Annotated in this window: 15 protein-coding genes; 7 read left to right on the top strand and 8 right to left on the bottom strand. The window is 74.1% G+C overall.

The genetic code is table 11. The features are described from left to right. Window positions 1–185: 185 nt before the first annotated feature. The gene (locus tag EV372_RS19715; protein ID WP_130397185.1) at window positions 186–725 is read left to right on the top strand and encodes a hypothetical protein; all 540 of its coding nucleotides are present in this window, start codon (window positions 186–188) and stop codon (window positions 723–725) included. A 110-nt stretch (window positions 726–835) separates the two neighbouring features. On the opposite strand, the gene mtnK is transcribed toward EV372_RS19715, so the two are convergent. Further along, the gene (mtnK, locus tag EV372_RS19710; protein WP_130397184.1) at window positions 836–2,116 is read right to left on the bottom strand and encodes an S-methyl-5-thioribose kinase; all 1,281 of its coding nucleotides are present in this window, start codon (window positions 2,114–2,116) and stop codon (window positions 836–838) included. An 81-nt stretch (window positions 2,117–2,197) separates the two neighbouring features. Continuing rightward, window positions 2,198–3,910, bottom strand: a complete 1,713-nt coding sequence (locus tag EV372_RS19705) for an FAD-dependent oxidoreductase (protein ID WP_165436006.1) — start codon at window positions 3,908–3,910, stop codon at window positions 2,198–2,200. A gap of 116 nt (window positions 3,911–4,026) precedes the next feature. On the opposite strand from EV372_RS19705, the gene EV372_RS19700 reads away from it, so the two are divergent. Beyond that, the gene (locus EV372_RS19700) at window positions 4,027–4,785 is read left to right on the top strand and encodes a hypothetical protein (protein ID WP_130397182.1); all 759 of its coding nucleotides are present in this window, start codon (window positions 4,027–4,029) and stop codon (window positions 4,783–4,785) included. Between the two features lie 233 nt (window positions 4,786–5,018). Further along, window positions 5,019–5,837: a lipase family protein gene (locus EV372_RS19695; protein ID WP_130397181.1), complete on the top strand. Its 819-nt coding sequence runs from the start codon at window positions 5,019–5,021 to the stop codon at window positions 5,835–5,837. Between the two features lie 63 nt (window positions 5,838–5,900). On the opposite strand, the gene EV372_RS29475 is transcribed toward EV372_RS19695, so the two are convergent. After that, on the bottom strand, window positions 5,901–6,386 hold the full coding sequence (locus EV372_RS29475; RefSeq protein WP_253797219.1) for a cupin domain-containing protein: 486 nt from the start codon (window positions 6,384–6,386) through the stop codon (window positions 5,901–5,903). Between the two features lie 79 nt (window positions 6,387–6,465). On the opposite strand from EV372_RS29475, the gene EV372_RS19685 reads away from it, so the two are divergent. After that, window positions 6,466–7,455, top strand: coding sequence for an ArsR/SmtB family transcription factor (locus EV372_RS19685; protein WP_130397180.1), 990 nt, complete (start codon window positions 6,466–6,468; stop codon window positions 7,453–7,455). Between the two features lie 215 nt (window positions 7,456–7,670). On the opposite strand, the gene EV372_RS19680 is transcribed toward EV372_RS19685, so the two are convergent. Next, entirely contained in the window at window positions 7,671–8,297 is a 627-nt protein-coding gene (locus tag EV372_RS19680; RefSeq protein WP_130397179.1) for a TetR/AcrR family transcriptional regulator, read from the bottom strand. Between the two features lie 14 nt (window positions 8,298–8,311). Continuing rightward, complete coding sequence (locus EV372_RS19675; RefSeq protein WP_130399007.1) at window positions 8,312–9,802, bottom strand: MFS transporter; 1,491 nt, start codon at window positions 9,800–9,802, stop codon at window positions 8,312–8,314. Window positions 9,803–10,025: 223 nt separating this feature from the next. On the opposite strand from EV372_RS19675, the gene EV372_RS19670 reads away from it, so the two are divergent. Next, window positions 10,026–10,781 (top strand): ZIP family transporter, encoded by a 756-nt coding sequence (locus EV372_RS19670; protein ID WP_130397178.1) that lies wholly within the window; start codon window positions 10,026–10,028, stop codon window positions 10,779–10,781. Window positions 10,782–10,793: 12 nt separating this feature from the next. On the opposite strand, the gene EV372_RS19665 is transcribed toward EV372_RS19670, so the two are convergent. Together EV372_RS19665 and EV372_RS19655 are read right to left on the bottom strand one after the other, a co-directional pair. Beyond that, a complete protein-coding gene (locus tag EV372_RS19665) occupies window positions 10,794–10,985 on the bottom strand; it encodes a DUF2795 domain-containing protein (protein WP_130397177.1) in 192 nt (63 codons plus the stop codon). Between the two features lie 321 nt (window positions 10,986–11,306). Then, entirely contained in the window at window positions 11,307–12,239 is a 933-nt protein-coding gene (locus EV372_RS19655; protein WP_130397175.1) for a hypothetical protein, read from the bottom strand. A 158-nt stretch (window positions 12,240–12,397) separates the two neighbouring features. On the opposite strand from EV372_RS19655, the gene EV372_RS19650 reads away from it, so the two are divergent. After that, window positions 12,398–13,405, top strand: a complete 1,008-nt coding sequence (locus tag EV372_RS19650; protein ID WP_130397174.1) for an NAD(P)/FAD-dependent oxidoreductase — start codon at window positions 12,398–12,400, stop codon at window positions 13,403–13,405. 184 nt (window positions 13,406–13,589) lie between these two features. On the opposite strand, the gene EV372_RS19645 is transcribed toward EV372_RS19650, so the two are convergent. Further along, complete coding sequence (locus EV372_RS19645; RefSeq protein WP_130397173.1) at window positions 13,590–14,030, bottom strand: helix-turn-helix domain-containing protein; 441 nt, start codon at window positions 14,028–14,030, stop codon at window positions 13,590–13,592. Window positions 14,031–14,218: 188 nt separating this feature from the next. Here EV372_RS19645 and EV372_RS19640 point away from each other — a divergent pair, with 188 nt between their 5' ends. Then, the gene (locus EV372_RS19640) at window positions 14,219–15,340 is read left to right on the top strand and encodes an NADH:flavin oxidoreductase/NADH oxidase (protein WP_130397172.1); all 1,122 of its coding nucleotides are present in this window, start codon (window positions 14,219–14,221) and stop codon (window positions 15,338–15,340) included. Window positions 15,341–15,424: the final 84 nt, after the last annotated feature.

Here is a 15,424-nt window from a genome sequence, read left to right as displayed (position 1 = left end):
CCGCGGTCCGGTGGGCACGGCGGGACAGCGGGGCCCGCGGTCCGACGGGGCCAGCGCACGCCGCGTCCGCTCCGGGGGAAGGGCCGCGCGCCCTCCCCCGGCGGTCCGCGCCGCAGGGCCGCCCGGGTGTCGTGGTGGCGCGGTACGTTCTTCGGGCCCGCGCACCGCACCGCCCAGGAGGAGACGTGGTCCACTACTCGCCCGTGCCGGAACTGAACCTGCTCAGGGAGCTGGAGGAGCGGGCCGCCGGTGACTTCGTCGCGGACGGCTTCGAGACGCTCGACTACGGCGACCCCGAGCAGCTGGCGGGCTGGCCGGAAGACCCGGCGTTCCGGTCCCGCCTCATCCCCTTCGCCCTGGCCAACGGCTCCGGCTCCGTCTACGCCCTGTGGCGTCGCGACGACCGCGAGGACCCCGCCGACCTGCCCGTCGTCGTCCTCGGCGACGAGGGCGCCGTGGCGGTGGTGGCCGAGAACCCCCGCGGGCTGGTCCTGCTCCTGGGCGCGGACTCCGAGATCGGCGTCGACCACGGCTACCCGCCCTACCTGCGCGGGGAGCCCCAGGACGAGGACGGGCCCCGGCGCGTCCGGTACCGCGCCTGGCTCCGGGAGCACTTCGGACGCGGCCTGCCCACGGACGCCGAGGTCGCCGCCGTGCTGGAGGGCGCGCGGGACCGCTACGGCGACTCCTTCGAGCGGTGGGTGGACGGCTACTTGTCCTCGTGATCTCGGCATCCGGTCTCTGGTTCTGCCGGAAACGCAGCGCCTTTACGGCGTAGATTCACTTTTGTCCGTTTATGCCGGATATGACGCCGGGGCCGGTGGCGGCCCCGGCATCACCCCCGCCGCTGGTTCCGGGCCGCGTCGGTCAGGTCCCGCACTGTCCTGTGCTCAGCGCGGTCCACCAGCAGGGACCGCGCCAACCGCATCGCCCCGCGCTCACAGGCGGCGCGCGCCGCAGGGTCGGTGATCCCGGTGAGGTCGTCGGGGCGGGCGAAGCCGATCAGGCGCCGCATGAGCTCCGCCCCGCAGAAACCCACGGAGTCGCCGAACACACGGTCCAGGTAGGCACCGCGCTCGGCCTCCAGGGCGGCGGCCCCGTCGGCACCGCCGAAGAGCGCGGGCGGGTAGGCGTCACCGCGCCCCGACGCGCGCCACAGGGACAGGAAGCGCTCTCGGAACACGTTCCACGTCTCCTCCACGGTCTCCAGCAGCCACACCTGCTGGACGTCCTCGGGGGACGCGTCCCCGTCCGCGCCGCGGCGGCCGTCCGCGGCGAAGTAGGCGATGAACAGGTGCGCCAGAAACCCGCCGACGTCGAAACCCATGGGGCCGAAGCACGCGAACTCGTGGTCGAAGACCCGGCTGCCGGACTCCCCCACCATGACCGAGCCGGTGTGCAGGTCGCCGTGCAGCAGCGCCTCCCTGCTGGTGAGATAGCGGTTCTTGAGCCGGGACGCGGCGACGGCCACGCGGGTGTCGGCGCGGATCCGCGCGACCTCCCCGTCCAGGTGGGGGGTGGTCCAGCGGTTGCGGTGGAAGTCGGTGTAGACCTCCGTGAAGACCATGTCCTCCATGATCTTGCACATCTCGGTGTTGGTCTCGAACTCCGCGACCAGCGCGCGCTTGTCGGCGGCGGGCAGGGCCAGGTCGGAGGTGGCGAAGAGCGTGCGGGCCAGGTAGTCGCCCACCTGCTCCCCCAGCCCCGGGTGGCGGTGGCCCCCGGCCAGGCGGTGGCGGAGGACGGTGTGGCCCTCCACGTACTCCAGGACGAGCAGGTGTCGGGCCCGGTCCAGGTGCAGGGGCGCGGGCAGCGCGCCGGGGGCGGCCCGGCCGTGCTCCTCCAGGGCCCGGTACTCGTGGACGGCGCGTTCGGGGGTCAGCGGCCACGAGTCCCCCGCCACACGCACGTAGGGCGGGGCCTGCTTGACGCACAGGGTTCCCGCCGGTCCGCGGACCCGGTACACGAAGTTGACGTTGCCGTCGCCGATCTCGTCGACGCGCCAGTCCGCGGTCCGCCCTCCGAGCCGGTCGCGCAGGGCGGGGACCGCTGCCAGGCGGGCGGCCAGGGCGGTCGCGTCGGTCCCGGCACGCTGCGGTGGGACGGTGTCGGTCACGAGGGCTCCTCCGGTGGTCGTGGTGTGCCGCCCGGGCCCGGGTCGGCGGGTGTCGTCCTCCCGGTACCGGTGGGGTCCGGGTCAGAGGGTGTCGGCGTCGCCGTACCAGTGGGGCGCGGCCAGGCCGAAGTGGTCGCGCAGGACCGCCTCGGCGCTGTCGAGGGTGCCCTCGACCGATCCGGGGTCGTGGGTCCAGCAGTCGCCGACGACGTGCACGCGCTCGCGCGCGGCGGGCTGGGCCATGCGCCGTCCCAGGACGCGCGGGTCGTGGCCCGGGCGGCGCGTGTGCCACGCCCCCCGGTGGGGATCGCGGCTCCAGTCCTGCCAGCACGCGGCCAGCGGGGGCGGGAGCGCGTGGAGTCCGTGCACGCGCTGGAGCAGGGTGTGGGCGCGGGACACCATGGCGGCGCAGGGCGCCGGTGCGTACCGCGACGCGGGGAACGCGGAGTCCCGCTCCGGGCCCCACCCGCGGTCCCCGGCCGGACCCCGCGCCGGTGCGTCCGGGCCGGACGCGGGTCGGATCCACCGTGCCACCGAGGCTCCGCTGGGGTAGGCAGCGAGCATCGGCGCGGGGCCCTGACCGCTGCCGGTACCGGGCGGCTGGCAGGTGCTCCCGTACCAGAGCTGGCGCAGCGGGGTGTCGGTGGTGCTCCTCCCCCGGGTCAGCCCGAGGTCGCGCCACCACGGCCGCGGGTAGAGGAGGAAGAGCTTGAACGCGGGCACGGCCTCGACCGTCTCCAGGTCGGCGGCCGACCGGCCGTCGAAGGGCAGGCCGGTGGGTTCGAGGTCACCCAGCGGCCCCGGCGGCAGGGCCAGCACGACGGCGTCGGCACGGACGCGGACGTGCCCCGGCAGCGCTCGCCCCAGCCGGTCCTCGCGCCCGAAGGTGAGCCGGTAGCCGCGTTCGGCGGCGCCGCGGCCGCCCGCCCCCTCACAGCCGCCTCCTCCCTCCCGGTCGATTCGCAGGAGCCGGTGCCCGGTACGGGTGCGTCCGCCCGCGCGGGTGAAGCGCTCGTGCAGGGCCCGGGGCAGACTCTCCATGCCGCGGCGCAGGCACAGGTACTCGGCGTCGGGAGGCGTGCGAAAGAGCAGGTCCAGCCGGGCTGCCGCGCCCTCGCCCCCTCCGGCCACGTCGTAGCCGCCCGCGTCGTGGACGAAGGCCGCCGCGTCCGCGCTCAGCACGGCGCCCAGGGCGTCGGCCCAGGTCGTTTCCTCCAGCCGCGGGCCGCCCGGGCCGCGCGGCAGCACCGAGCGGCAGCGCGTCCGGAAGTCCGCCAGGGAGTGCGCCGCCCGCAGCGGCTCGCCCCGGGCCAGCGCCTCGTGGTGGACGCGGCGGCCCCGGGCGAACCCGGGGACCAGGGTCTCGGCCGCCACGGCGGCCAGGGCGTCGGGGGACAGCCCGCGTTCGGCAGGCCGCATCCGGTAGGGCACCCGTGTCCGGGCCAGGTCCCGGCGGCGCAGCGCGGTCCCCCTCAGGTGCAACAGGTTCTCCGGCCGCCCGAAATCGAAGGGCACCAGGTCCCCGGACAACCCGAGGTCCCCGACCAGGCCCAGGACCCGGCGCAGACCCGTGTGGATCCGCATGGCGCCCAGGTCCGCCCACGGCCCGTCGCCGTCCGGCAGTCGGACCGAGTACAGCCTGCCGCCGACCCTGGGGCCGCGCTCGAAGAGGCCGATCCGACCGCCGCCCATCGCCCGCGCGAGCCGTGCGGCGACGTGGCACCCGGCGAGTCCCGCACCGACGACCGCGACCTCCAGGAATTCATCACGGGGATCTCCATTCCCTGGAATCACAGGTTCACCACCCACACTTCCACCCAACGCCATCCCTTGCCAACCAACGGCCATCGCGCACATACTGAGAGCCAAATCTTACTTTTTTTATCTTTCCTTCAGAAGCGGGGAGTTGCATGATCTTTCGACCGAAGGTACTTCAGGAGACCGCGAACGCACACGACCAACTCTCCGAGTACTTTCGCGACATCCGGTCCTTCTTCGAGGTCCTCAGCGTCCGCTTCTCCCTTCCCGAATACGGAACCCGGCTGCGCCCGGTGGCCGGAAAGGCGCTGTTCTCCAACGCCAACAGCTATCTGCTCTCGGACGAGAGCGCCTACCCCTACTACCTGTGGCTGCCCAGCTGGCTGGGCCGCTTCTACGTCGACGCCGCGCGCGTCCCCGCGGACGCGAACCCCGACGACTGCCGCATCGCCGACGCCGGACTGGTCGCCTTCGTCTGGCCCTGGCTCGGTTTCGGCGACGCCTACGTGCGCAACTCCCCGCATCCCGAATGCTGGTTCGGTGTCACCGACCCGCGTCCGCAGAACCCCGACGAACCGGTTCTTACCACCGCGCAGAACATTTTCAACCATTTTCGTCTCGAAACCACCTTCGAGGCGGAACGGGACGGCTGGCTCACCGGCAGTTTCCACCCCGATCCCGGAATCGACTGCAACCTGACCGGAAGCTGGCATCTGCGCCGTGTTCCCCTGGCCGTTCTGACGGACTACTACCAGGTGGAGAAGAACGTCATCCGCCCGCTGGGCGAGAAATTCACCGAACTGGCCGCCGCGCTGCCCGCCGCGCCGCGCTTTTCCGCCGACCACGTACCGGAGGGCCCGTTCCCCGGCAACGGAACCAGGGAACACCGGCTCCAGTCCGAGACCCCCTGAACACGTCGGCGGGACCGGCACCGCCGGAGCAGGGCGACCACGAGGGGCGACGCGCCGCCCCTCTCGGGACGACCACCCACAGGCCAGCACCGACCCTCAGGAACCCCCTCTGATCTGGCCTTTTCGGAGACCCGAAACCCGGACCACCGCAACCCGGCGTGTTTGCCAACCTCGGGCATGGGACAGATCTGCTACGCACAGTGACGAACCCTGCCGAGTCGAGGGACACGCGCATGACCGAGATCGTCTTCGACCACACCGCCACCGGCTACCAGTTGGCGCACGCGCGGTGCCTCGCCCACGCGGCGCGGCTGGCCTACGAGGACGAGGCGGAGATCGAGGCCACCGCGCACGGGTGGGGCTTCGACCGCGTGCGCTCCTTCCAGGTGCCCTTCCAACCGCCCTTCCCCCTCCAGGACACCCAGGCCTACACCATGGCCGGCGACGACATGATCGTCACCGCCTTCCGCGGCACCGAGCCCACCGAGATCCGCGACTGGCTCTCCGACGCGGGAGCCCCCATGGTCCCCCACCAGGCGGGCCGGGGCAGTGTCCACTGGGGGTTCGACGAGGCGCTCGACGCGGTCTACCCCGGCATCCGCGACGCCGTACGGGAGTTCCGCACCGGGGGCCAGACGGTGTGGTTCACCGGCCACAGCCTGGGCGGCGCGCTGGCCATGCTGGCCGCGGCGCGCGTGTACTTCTCCGACGGCGTCCTGGCCGACGGCGTCCACACCTTCGGCCAGCCGCGCACCTGTGACGCGGACCTGGCCGAGGCCTACGACGAGGCGTTCGGGGACCGGATGTTCCGCTTCGTCAACAACAACGACGTCGTCGCCCAGGTGCCGCCCGAGCCCGTGTACCGCCACGTCGCCGAGATGCGCTACATCGACGCCCGGGGCCGCGTGCACGAGGAGCGGATGTCGCTGGTGGGCGGACTGGCCGACTCCTTCCGGGGGCACACGGCCGACCCGTTCTCCCCCGGTGCCGACGGCGTGCGCGACCACTCCATGGACGCCTACGTCGAACGCCTCGACGCCGCCGCGCTCTGAGGCGCCGCCGGGCACGGGGCCCGGCGGGCACGGGGCCCGGCGGCGCGCGCCGTCCGGCCGGGGTCAGTCCCTCCACTCCTGGATCATGGTGTCGCAGGCGTGTACGCACATCACGCGCAGCCTTCCCGTGCCGGTGTTGGTGAAGCCGTGCCACACCCCGGGCTGGACGACCAGGGTGTCGCCCGCCCCGGCGGCCAACCGGCGGTCGCCGAAGGTGAACGCGGCCTCGCCCTCCAGGACGGTCCACGTCTCGGTGTAGGGGTGGCGGTGCGGGCCGGGCCCCTGCCCGGGGTCGTTGTCCACGAGGAAGAACGAGATCCCCGAGCCGTGGGTGCGGCCCTCGAAGCGCAGCGTGCGCGAGTCGCCCATCCGGAGTTCGTCGGCGGGGACCACCCGGTCGTGTGTCGTGCTCTCCGCGGACTCGACCCCGGGGTGGATCCCGACGGGTCCGTGGGCCGTCGAGGGGCCGTCGGAGGAGTACCTGTCGGACGCCTCGGCTCCGCTACCCGGAGCGGCGGGTTCATGGTGGTGGAGCGGTGCGGACCTCATCGCGCTGTCCCTTCGGTGTGCCCGTCTCGGTGTGGCTCCACCATGGCCGGGCGGGCACGCCGCGCTCTACACTTTCGATGTGCGTCGAAACAGGGTCCGCTTCCGGATCGGGGCGGCCGACGTCTCGGCGATCCGGTTCGGCGTCTCACCGGGCCACGAGCTGTGCCACGCGGTCCGGGTCCTGCTCGATCCCTCAAGCCATCCGCTCCAGTGGGGCTGGCTGCGCGCGGTGCGGGGGTCGCTGCCGAGGCGGTCGTTCGAGTACCTGGCCACGGTGATCGGCCGCGAGGGCTACTTCCCCGACTTCCTCACGGCCGCCCCGTTCTGGGACATGACCCCCGAGGAGGAGGCCGAGCGCCTGCGACGGGTGCCGCCCGAAGCCGTCCGGGCCGACCTGACCAAGGTGCTCGCGCGCTCGCGGGGGCGCCGCCACGCCCTGGTGGCGGACATGTTCGCCCACCCCGAGCGCACCCGCGCGCTGGTCTCGGACGCCTGGACGGCGGTCTGGGAGGCCGCGCTGGCCCCGCACTGGCCGCAGATCCGGCGTCTGCTGGGCGCGGACATCGACCTGCGGGTGCGGCGCATGGGCGCGGGCGGCGTGGCGGCGATGGTGGGCACGCTGCACGAGTCCGTGGGCTGGCACCGGGACGCGATCGAGGTCGGGATGCGCAGGCACGACGAGGACGTGGCCTGTGAGGGCAGCGGCGTGGTGCTCACGCCCTCCGTGATGAGCGCGCCGCACTGCTCGGTGCTCACCGAGCCGCCCGTGCAGCCGACGCTGTTCTATCCGGTGCACGGGCTGTCGGCGTCGTGGACGCGTGAGGGCACGGCCGCCGCGCAGGCGCTGGAGGAACTGCTCGGGTCGGGGCGCGCCCGCGTCCTGCTGGCCCTGGACGGGCCCCGGTCCACGTCGGAGGTGGCCGGGGACTGCGCGATGGCGGTCTCCACCGCCTCGCACCACCTGTCGATCCTGCGGCGGTCGGGGCTGGTGGAGGGCCGCCGGGAGGGCACACGGGTGATGCACGCGCGCACGCCGCTGGGCGAGGCCCTGGTGAGCGGAGGGGCCTGAGGGGCGGCGGACCCGCGTGCGCTCCCCGGCACGGAGCGCACGCCCGGAAGCCGTGGGGCGCAAGCTCAGGAGCGGGGGGCGCGCTCCCGGAGGCCGCGGGGCGAACGACCGGTGCGAGTGTGTGCCCCGAAGTCGCGGGGCGGGCGGAAGCCGGTGGGAGCGTCCGCCCGGCCAGGAGACCTCGACCCCCGGTCGGGGGACCCCGGGACGCCCGGTCAGCGGGCCCCGGGGCCCGTCTCCGGTTCCGGGTTCGCGTCCGGGGCCTGCGAAGCGTCCGGGCCGGGAACCGGCGCGTCCCGGTCCTGCTCGGGCGCGATGGCGCGGGCCAGGTGCTCGGCGACCTGTCGGCGCAGCGGGGTCGGGAGCGTGCCGCTGGACAGCGACTCGTACAGCCACAGGCCGTCCGCCGCCAGGCGCAGCACGAACAGCTCCATCTCCTCCGGCGTCAGCGGCCCGGCGGACGGTTCGGACGTCCAGCGCCCCATCACCTCGTCCCAGGGGGCGCGCGTGGCCGGTTCGTTCGCGGTCTCCAGCAGGAGCAGCAGCTCGGCGCGCGTGGAGCTGTGCGCGGCCACGCGGGCGTAGGCCGCCAGGCGCTCGCGGAGCGTGGCCCGGTCCGCGCTCCTCCCGGCGGCCTCCGCCAGGTGGTCGTCCCAGCCCTGGGCCAGGTGTTCGTGCAGGGCCTGGAGCAGGGCTTCGCGCGAGGGGAAGTGGTAGAGCAGCCCTCCCTTGGTCAGACCCGTCTCGGCCGCCACCGACTCGTAGGTCAGGGCCCTGACGCCGTCGCGCTGGACGACGCGGAAGGCCGCGTCCAGGATCTGTGTCCGGTTGCTCTTGCGCATGCTCTCCCCCGGTGTCAGTGGTCCGCGTACGCCGACGAGGACGTGCCGGGACCATGGTGGCGCAGCAGCCGCCAGGTGAGGGCCGCGCCGCACGCCAGGACCGCCGCGACCACGACCATGACCACCAGGTAGCCGGTGTCGAAGGCGGCGTGGGCCGCGGCGACCACCGCGTCGTCGCCCCCGGCCGAGGCCAGGGCGTCGGCCAGGCTCCTCCCGGCGGCGTCCGGGGCGCCCGGCGGCAGCTGGACGGCGGCCGCGTAGACGAAGGTGACCAGACTGCCCATCAGGGCCACCGCGGTCAGGTTGCCGAACTCGTAGGAGACCTCCTCCACCGAGGAGGCCATCCCGGCGCGGCTGGCGGGCGCGTTGCCGATGATCGCCGTGGAGGCCACCGACATCGCTGCGCCCAGCCCGGCGCCGGTCAGCAGCAGACCCGCGACGAGCCAGCCGATGCCCGTCTGGAAGCCCAGGACCGAGACGACCACACCCGCCACGCCCGCGGCGAGCCCTCCCGCGATCAGGGGCAGCAGGCCGGTCCGGTGCAGGAACGCGCCGCCCAGCAGCGCGGTCGGCAGCGAACCCGCCGCCACGGCGGCCACCAGCAGACCGGCCTCCAGCGGTGTGAAGCCCACGACCAGCTGGAAGCGCTGGGTGGTGACGAGCTGGATGCCGCCGATGGCGAACATCGAGAACGCCGCGGCCAGCACGCCGGAGGTGAAGGCGGGGTTGCGGAAGACCGCGAAGTCCAGCAGCGGGTCCTCCAGGCGGCGCTGGCGGCGCGTGAACAGGACGAAGGCCACCACGGCCACGACCACGGCGACGGCGAAGAGCGGCCAGCGCGGCGGCGTGTGCGCCAGCTCCTTGATCGCCAGCACCGAGGCGACCAGCCCGGCCATGGCCTGGAGCGAGGAGACCAGGTCCCAGTGCTTGCCGGGGTCGGGGACGTTGGGCGGCGCGATCAGCGCGGTCGCCACCAGCGCCACGATGACCACGGGCACGTTGAGGAGGAAGACCGACCCCCACCAGAAGAACTCCAGCAGGACCCCGCCCACGATCGGCCCCAGCGCGCCGCCGACCACCGAGACGCTGCCCCAGACCGCGATGGCGATGTTGCGTTCGCGCTCGATGGGGAAGGCGATCCTGATCAGCGCCAGGGTGGCGGGCATCATCGCCGCCGCGCCCACCGCCAGCAGCGCGCGCGAGGCGATGAGGACCCAGGCCGTGGGGGAGAACGCGGCGACCAGCGAGGCCAGGCCGAAGACCACCAGCCCGACCACGAACATGCGCACGTGGCCGATCCGGTCGCCCAGCGTGCCGCTGCCCAGCAGCAGACCGGCCATGACCACCGGGTAGGCGTTGATGATCCACAGGCTCTGCGCGCCCGTCGCCCCCAGTTGAGCGGTCAGGGTCGGCAGGGCGGTGTACAGGATCGTGTTGTCCACGGTGACGAGCAGCAGTCCGGCCGCCACGGTCACCAGCAGCAGCCACCGGCGTGTCGCCGTCATGGCCGTCGCGTGCGTCTGATGTGAGCCCATGGGCCGAAATTTACCTTACATCCGGTACAGTTTCGCGCCCGCTCCCCTGGTGCGGACGTGCCGTCTTCCCCTGGCGCGCGGGCGTTCGCGGACCTGCGGGGCGCGCCGCGCGGCACCCGGCGCCCCTTCCTGCTACCACCCGTAAGGGAAGGCGTGCTGTTCGGCTGCGCGCCGGTAGCGGGAGGGGCTGGGAATGCCGGGAGTGGTGGAGGCGGGCGCCTGGGGGCTGCTGGCCGGGTCGGCGCTGCTGGCGGGCGCGGTGCTGGGGTACGCCCTGCGGATTCCGCGCCTGGTGATCGCCTCGGTGATGGCCTTCGGCGCCGGGGTGCTGCTGTCGGCGGTCTCGTTCGAGCTGATCGCCGAGGCGCACGCGGAGGCCGGGCTGGCCCCGGCGGTGGTCGGCACCCTCGCGGGCGCGGGCGCCTACACCGTGGGCAACATCGCACTCGCCCGGCGGGGGGCGCGGCATCGCAAGCGGTCCGGCCAGCCCAGGAAGCAGCCTTCGGAGGGCCAGCAGACCGGGTCGGGCCTCGCGCTGGCGCTGGGGGCGCTGCTGGACGGCGTTCCGGAGTCGGCGGTCATCGGCGTCGGCCTGGCCCAGGGCGGCGCGGTCAGCATGGTGACCGTGGCGGCGGTGTTCATCAGCAACATCCCCGAGGGGCTGTCCAGCTCGGCGGGCATGCGGCGGGCGGGTCGCGGCAAGGGGTACGTCTTCGGCGTGTGGGGGGCCATCGCCGCCGCCAGCATGGTCTCCGCCATGGTGGGCTACGCCGTGGTGGGCGGGCTGCCCGCGTTCGTGGTGGCGACGGTGACGGCCGTGGCGGCCGGGGCCATCCTGGCCATGATCGCCGACACGATGATCCCCGAGGCCTTCGAGGACACGCATCTGGCCATCGGCGTCATCACCGTCTGCGGGTTCCTGGTCTCCTTCGCGCTCTCCCACGCCTGAGCGGCGGGGGCGCTACTCGCCGAAGAGGGCCTTCTGCACGTCGTCGGGGCCCTCGAACCGGCTCGTACCGGCGTTGGACAGCTTCCGGACCAGGTCGTCGCCCGCACCGTTGCCCTTCGCCAGCGACACAAGGTCGTCGCGGCTGGCGGGGTAGTCGGCTCCCTTGAGCGCCTTCTGGAGTTCGACGGGGTTGAGGTCGGCCATGGGTTCCTCCCGGGTTCGCGTGCTCGTGCGACGGACTCCCGTCGGCTACCCGGACGGCGCGCGCGGGAATACCACCGGAGGGCAAAGAGGGGGCGCCTCCGTCTCCCGGCCCGGGAAGGCAGCCGACCGGCGCCGCGACCGGGCCGATCGGCCGAGACCGCGGACGGGGCCCGGTTCCTAGGGTCGCGGTATGCGCGAATCCACGGACGAAGGGGAACACGGCGGCGCCGGGGGCGCGGCACAGGACCGGAGGCGGCGGGACGGCGACGGCCCCGGCGGCGCGGGACGCGCCCCGCGCGGAGGCGTTCACGACTCCAGGCGTCACACGGTGCCCGTGCGCACCGGAGTCGGGCCCTCCCGCTTCCGGGACCCGGCCAGCTGGTCGCGCAGAACACCGTAGGCGGGGGCGAGTTCCCGCAGGACCGCGGCGGCTGCGCCGTCGTCGCCGGTGACGAGCGGGTGCTGCAGTGATCCGACCAGGCGTGCCTGCCCGGTCAGGGTCGCGGCCGCGGCCGTGTGGCCGACGCGGTGCAGGCAGGCCGCGGCGTCAGCCAGGCGCCGGGCTCCGACCCGGACCGCGAAGTCGACCAGGTGGCCGCGCAGTTCCCGACCGCAGCCGCGCTCGACCAGGTCCGCGAGGGCCAGTGCCGCGTCCGCGTTGGCTCCGCCGAGCCAGTCGATCGCCCGGGGGACGGCCGCGTCGACCGCCTGGAGCGTGTCGACCGGCCTGGCCCGGGCGAACTCCGTGCGCATCGTGTACGGCTCGGCGTAGGCGACGCTCTCGGCCCGCCATGCGGCGGTGAAGTCGGCCCGCGGCAGCCGCGCGTAGGGGTAGCCCTGCGGATCGTGCAGCGTCACGTGCGCGTCGTCGGCGCCGAGCACGACGACGTAGTGGTCCGCCCCGACCGGCCCGGTCATACCCGGCTGGTGGCGCAGGTGGCCCATCTCGACGGGGCCGACCATGACCGGGCCGTCGGCCAGGGCCGCGTTGAGGCGGCCGAACGCCGTGTCGGCGTCGCCGCCGCTGGTGGTCCGAGCCGTCCAGCCCAGGGCGGTCAGCGCCTCGTCCACACCGGTCTCGGGGTTCCAGCCGCACGGGTCGAAGAAGGCGAGCCCGTCCTCCAGCTGAACGCCGAAGGGGCTGCCGGTCACCGTCTCGACCACCGCGATGTCGGGTGCGTCCCCGCCCAGCATCATGATCAGGCAGCTGGAGTAGCAGTAGGGCCCTGAACCGCGGTACCGCGTATCCGTCATCGCCTCAGGGTGCCGTTTTTCCCGGGAAAACGCCACCGGTGCATGGCAGGGCCGGGACCGTGTGGCCGGAGCGGGCCCACAACGCGCGCGGCCGCCCGGTTTTTGCCGGAACGGCAAAGGACTTTGGCAACGCGGCGCCGCGGCCGCATCGTGGCGGTATGAGCGAGAACGAGTTGGTACGGGCATCCGGTGAGGCGTGGGACGTCGTGGTGGTCGGGGGCGGTGCGGCGGGACTGTCGGCCGCGCTGACGCTGGCCCGGGTCCGCCGTTCGGTGCTGGTCGTCGACGCCGGGGAGCCGCGCAACGCCCCGGCGGCCGGGGCGCACGGCCTGCTGTCCCGGGACGGGGTCCCGCCGCTGGAACTGCTCCGGCTGGGGCGCGAGGAGGTCGCCTCCTACGGCGGGCGGATCGTGTCCGGCCGCGTCGCGGGCGTGCGCCGGGAGGACGGGAACCTGGTGGTGAGCACCGGGGACGGGGGCCGGGCGGTGGCCCGGCGGCTGCTGTTGACCACGGGGCTGGTGGACGAGCTGCCCGACGTCCCCGGCCTCGCGCGGCTGTGGGGGCGGGACGTGGTGCACTGCGTGTACTGCCACGGCTGGGAGGTGCGCGACACGGCCGTCGGGGTGCTGGGGACCGGGCCGGGGTCGTTCCACCAGGCGCTGATGTTCCGGCAGCTGTCGTCGCGGGTGACGCTGTTCCTGCACACCGGTGTCCACCTGGGCGACGAGCAGTGGGAGCAGCTGGCCGCGCTGGGCGTCGGCGTGGTCGAGGGCGAGGTCCGCGGCCTGGAGGTCGACGACCGGGACCGGCTGGCGGGTGTGCGCCTGGCCTCCGGCAAGGAGATCGCGGTGGACACGCTGGCGGTGGCGCCGCGGTTCACGGCCCGCGCGGACTTCCTCGCCGACCTGGGGCTGGCGCTGACGGAGCACCCGACCGGGATGGGCGCGCAGCTGGCCGTGGAGGCGGGCGGGTTCACCGGCGTCGAGGGGGTGTGGGCCGCGGGCAACGTCGCCGACGTGACGGCGAACGTCCCGGTCGCGGCGGCGTCGGGGACGCAGGCGGGGGCGGCGCTCAACGCGGACCTGATCGCCGCCGACGCGGCGGCGGCCGCGGCGGCCCGCGCCGCCCTCGGCGCCCCGGAGGCGCGGGGGCGCGTCGCGGGCTGAACCCTGCCCGCCCGACCGGAGGCGCCGGACCGTCCTCCGGCGCCCCTCGGAGGGCGGGCCCCCACCCGGCCGGAACACGATCACGGCACCGCTGCTTCGGAGGCGGCGCCACTGCTTCGAAGGAGGGATCGGCAGGGCGGGGCCGTGGCCCGCCGACCGCGCCCGCCCGCCCCGCCCCTTCCGGTCAGGACGCCGGGCCGGAGGGGCCCACCTCGGCGGCGGCCCCGTCAGGGCTTCCCTCGGCGGACTCACTGGCGGCGGACTCACTGGCGGCGTCGTCGCCCTCGGCGATGCGCACGGCCCGCAGGACCGCCTCCAGGAGCCCGGGCATGCGCGCACCGAGGTCCTCCTCGCGCAGACAGCTCATGCGCGAGGTGCCCTCGTAGTACTGGCGGATGACCCCCGCCTCGCGCAGCACGCGGAAGTGGTGGGTGGAGGTGGACTTGCTCACCGGCAGTTCGAAGGCGATGCAGGCCATGTCGTCGTGGCCCCGGGCCAGTTCGCGCACGATGCGCAGGCGCACGGGGTCGGCCAGGGCGTGCATGACCGTCTCCACCCGGATCTCCTCCGCGGGCGGGTGTTCCAGTTGCCGACCGCTTCGGGCCCTTCGTTCCCTGCCGGGCATGCCATGACCTCCGCTGCCGTGCGCCGTGCGACTTCCACCACAAAGTACGAGGGCGGTCGTAGTTTGACAATCCTCGTAGTACGTTGCTTACCGTAGTACGACATTCATCGTATTAGAGTTCGGCCTCCGTGCGCCGGACCCGCTCCCCGATGGACGCCGACCACCCGCCGCAGACGGAAGGACACCCCTTGAGCACGCTGTTCACCCCCTTGAAGCTGAGGTCGCTGGAGATCCCCAACCGCGTGTGGATGTCCCCGATGTGCATGTACTCGGCCGCCTCCGAGGGACCCGACACCGGCGCCCCGACCGACTTCCACCTCGCGCACCTGGCCGACCGGGCCGCGGGCGGGGCCGGTCTGGTCATGGTCGAGGCCACCGGCGTGCGACCCGACGGACGGATCAGCCCCTGGGACCTCGGCCTGTGGAACAGCCGCCAGCAGGAGGCCTTCAAGCGCGTGACCGCCGCGATCAGCGCCCACGGCGCGGTACCGGCCATCCAGCTCGCGCACGCCGGGCGCAAGGCCTCGACCGACAAGCCCTGGCTGGGCGGACGGTCCGTCCCCGAGTCCGAGGGCGGCTGGCCGACGGTGGGCCCCGGCGCCGAGGCCTTCCCCGGCTACGCCGCGCCGACCGAGCTGACCGCCGACGGGATCCGGCAGCTGGTCCGCGACTTCGCGGCCTCGGCCGAGCGGGCGCTGGCCGCCGGATTCCAGGTGGTCGAGGTGCACGGCGCGCACGGTTACCTGCTGCACTCCTTCCTGTCGCCCGCCACCAACCACCGCACCGACGAGTACGGCGGCGGCCCCGAGAACCGGATGCGCTTCGCGCTGGAGGTCGTCGAGGCCGTGCGCGAGGTGTGGCCCGAGCACCTGCCCGTGTTCTTCCGCACCTCGGCCACCGACTGGCTGACGGAGAACGAGGCCGACGAGCGCGAGGGCTGGACCGGCGAGGACACCGTCCTGCTCGCCAAGGAGCTCCAGGCCCGGGGCGTGGACCTCCTCGACGTGTCCACCGGAGGCCTGGTCGCCGACGCCCTCATCCCCGTGGGCCCGAACTACCAGGTGCCCTTCGCCGAGCGGGTCCGCGGTGCCACCGGCCTGCCCACCGGCGCGGTCGGAGCGATCACCGAACCCGCCCAGGCCGAGGAGATCGTCGCCTCGGGCCGCGCCGACGCGGTGTTCCTGGGACGGCAGCTGCTGCGCGAGCCCTACTGGGCCCACCGCGCGGCCCAGGAGCTGGGCGCGGAGTCGCACTGGCCCGAGCAGTACGGCTACGCGGTCGGCCGCCCGCGGGTCGCCAGCGGGGCCTGAACCGGGCGGGTCCGGGCCGCGCGGCCCGGAGCACACCGCTCCGGGTCCGCCGCCCGCCGAACCCGTCGGAGGCGAAGGCCCCGC

Source organism: Nocardiopsis sp. CNZ308 (assembly GCF_004217075.1).
Note: the sequence above shows the minus strand (reverse complement) of the source record. Positions and strands in the feature narration are given on the sequence as shown.

Excerpts from the sequence above, each read along its gene's own strand:
- EV372_RS19670 (WP_130397178.1), top strand. The coding sequence starts at position 10,026 with ATGCCGGGAGTGGTGGAGGCGGGCGCCTGGGGGCTGCTGGCCGGGTCG.
- EV372_RS19700 (WP_130397182.1), top strand. The coding sequence starts at position 4,027 with ATGATCTTTCGACCGAAGGTACTTCAGGAGACCGCGAACGCACACGAC.
- EV372_RS19655 (WP_130397175.1), bottom strand. The coding sequence starts at position 12,239 with ATGACGGATACGCGGTACCGCGGTTCAGGGCCCTACTGCTACTCCAGC.
- EV372_RS19665 (WP_130397177.1), bottom strand. The coding sequence starts at position 10,985 with ATGGCCGACCTCAACCCCGTCGAACTCCAGAAGGCGCTCAAGGGAGCC.
- EV372_RS29475 (WP_253797219.1), bottom strand. The coding sequence starts at position 6,386 with ATGAGGTCCGCACCGCTCCACCACCATGAACCCGCCGCTCCGGGTAGC.
- EV372_RS19680 (WP_130397179.1), bottom strand. The coding sequence starts at position 8,297 with ATGCGCAAGAGCAACCGGACACAGATCCTGGACGCGGCCTTCCGCGTC.
- EV372_RS19645 (WP_130397173.1), bottom strand. The coding sequence starts at position 14,030 with ATGCCCGGCAGGGAACGAAGGGCCCGAAGCGGTCGGCAACTGGAACAC.
- EV372_RS19675 (WP_130399007.1), bottom strand. The coding sequence starts at position 9,802 with ATGACGGCGACACGCCGGTGGCTGCTGCTGGTGACCGTGGCGGCCGGA.
- EV372_RS19650 (WP_130397174.1), top strand. The coding sequence starts at position 12,398 with ATGAGCGAGAACGAGTTGGTACGGGCATCCGGTGAGGCGTGGGACGTC.
- EV372_RS19695 (WP_130397181.1), top strand. The coding sequence starts at position 5,019 with ATGACCGAGATCGTCTTCGACCACACCGCCACCGGCTACCAGTTGGCG.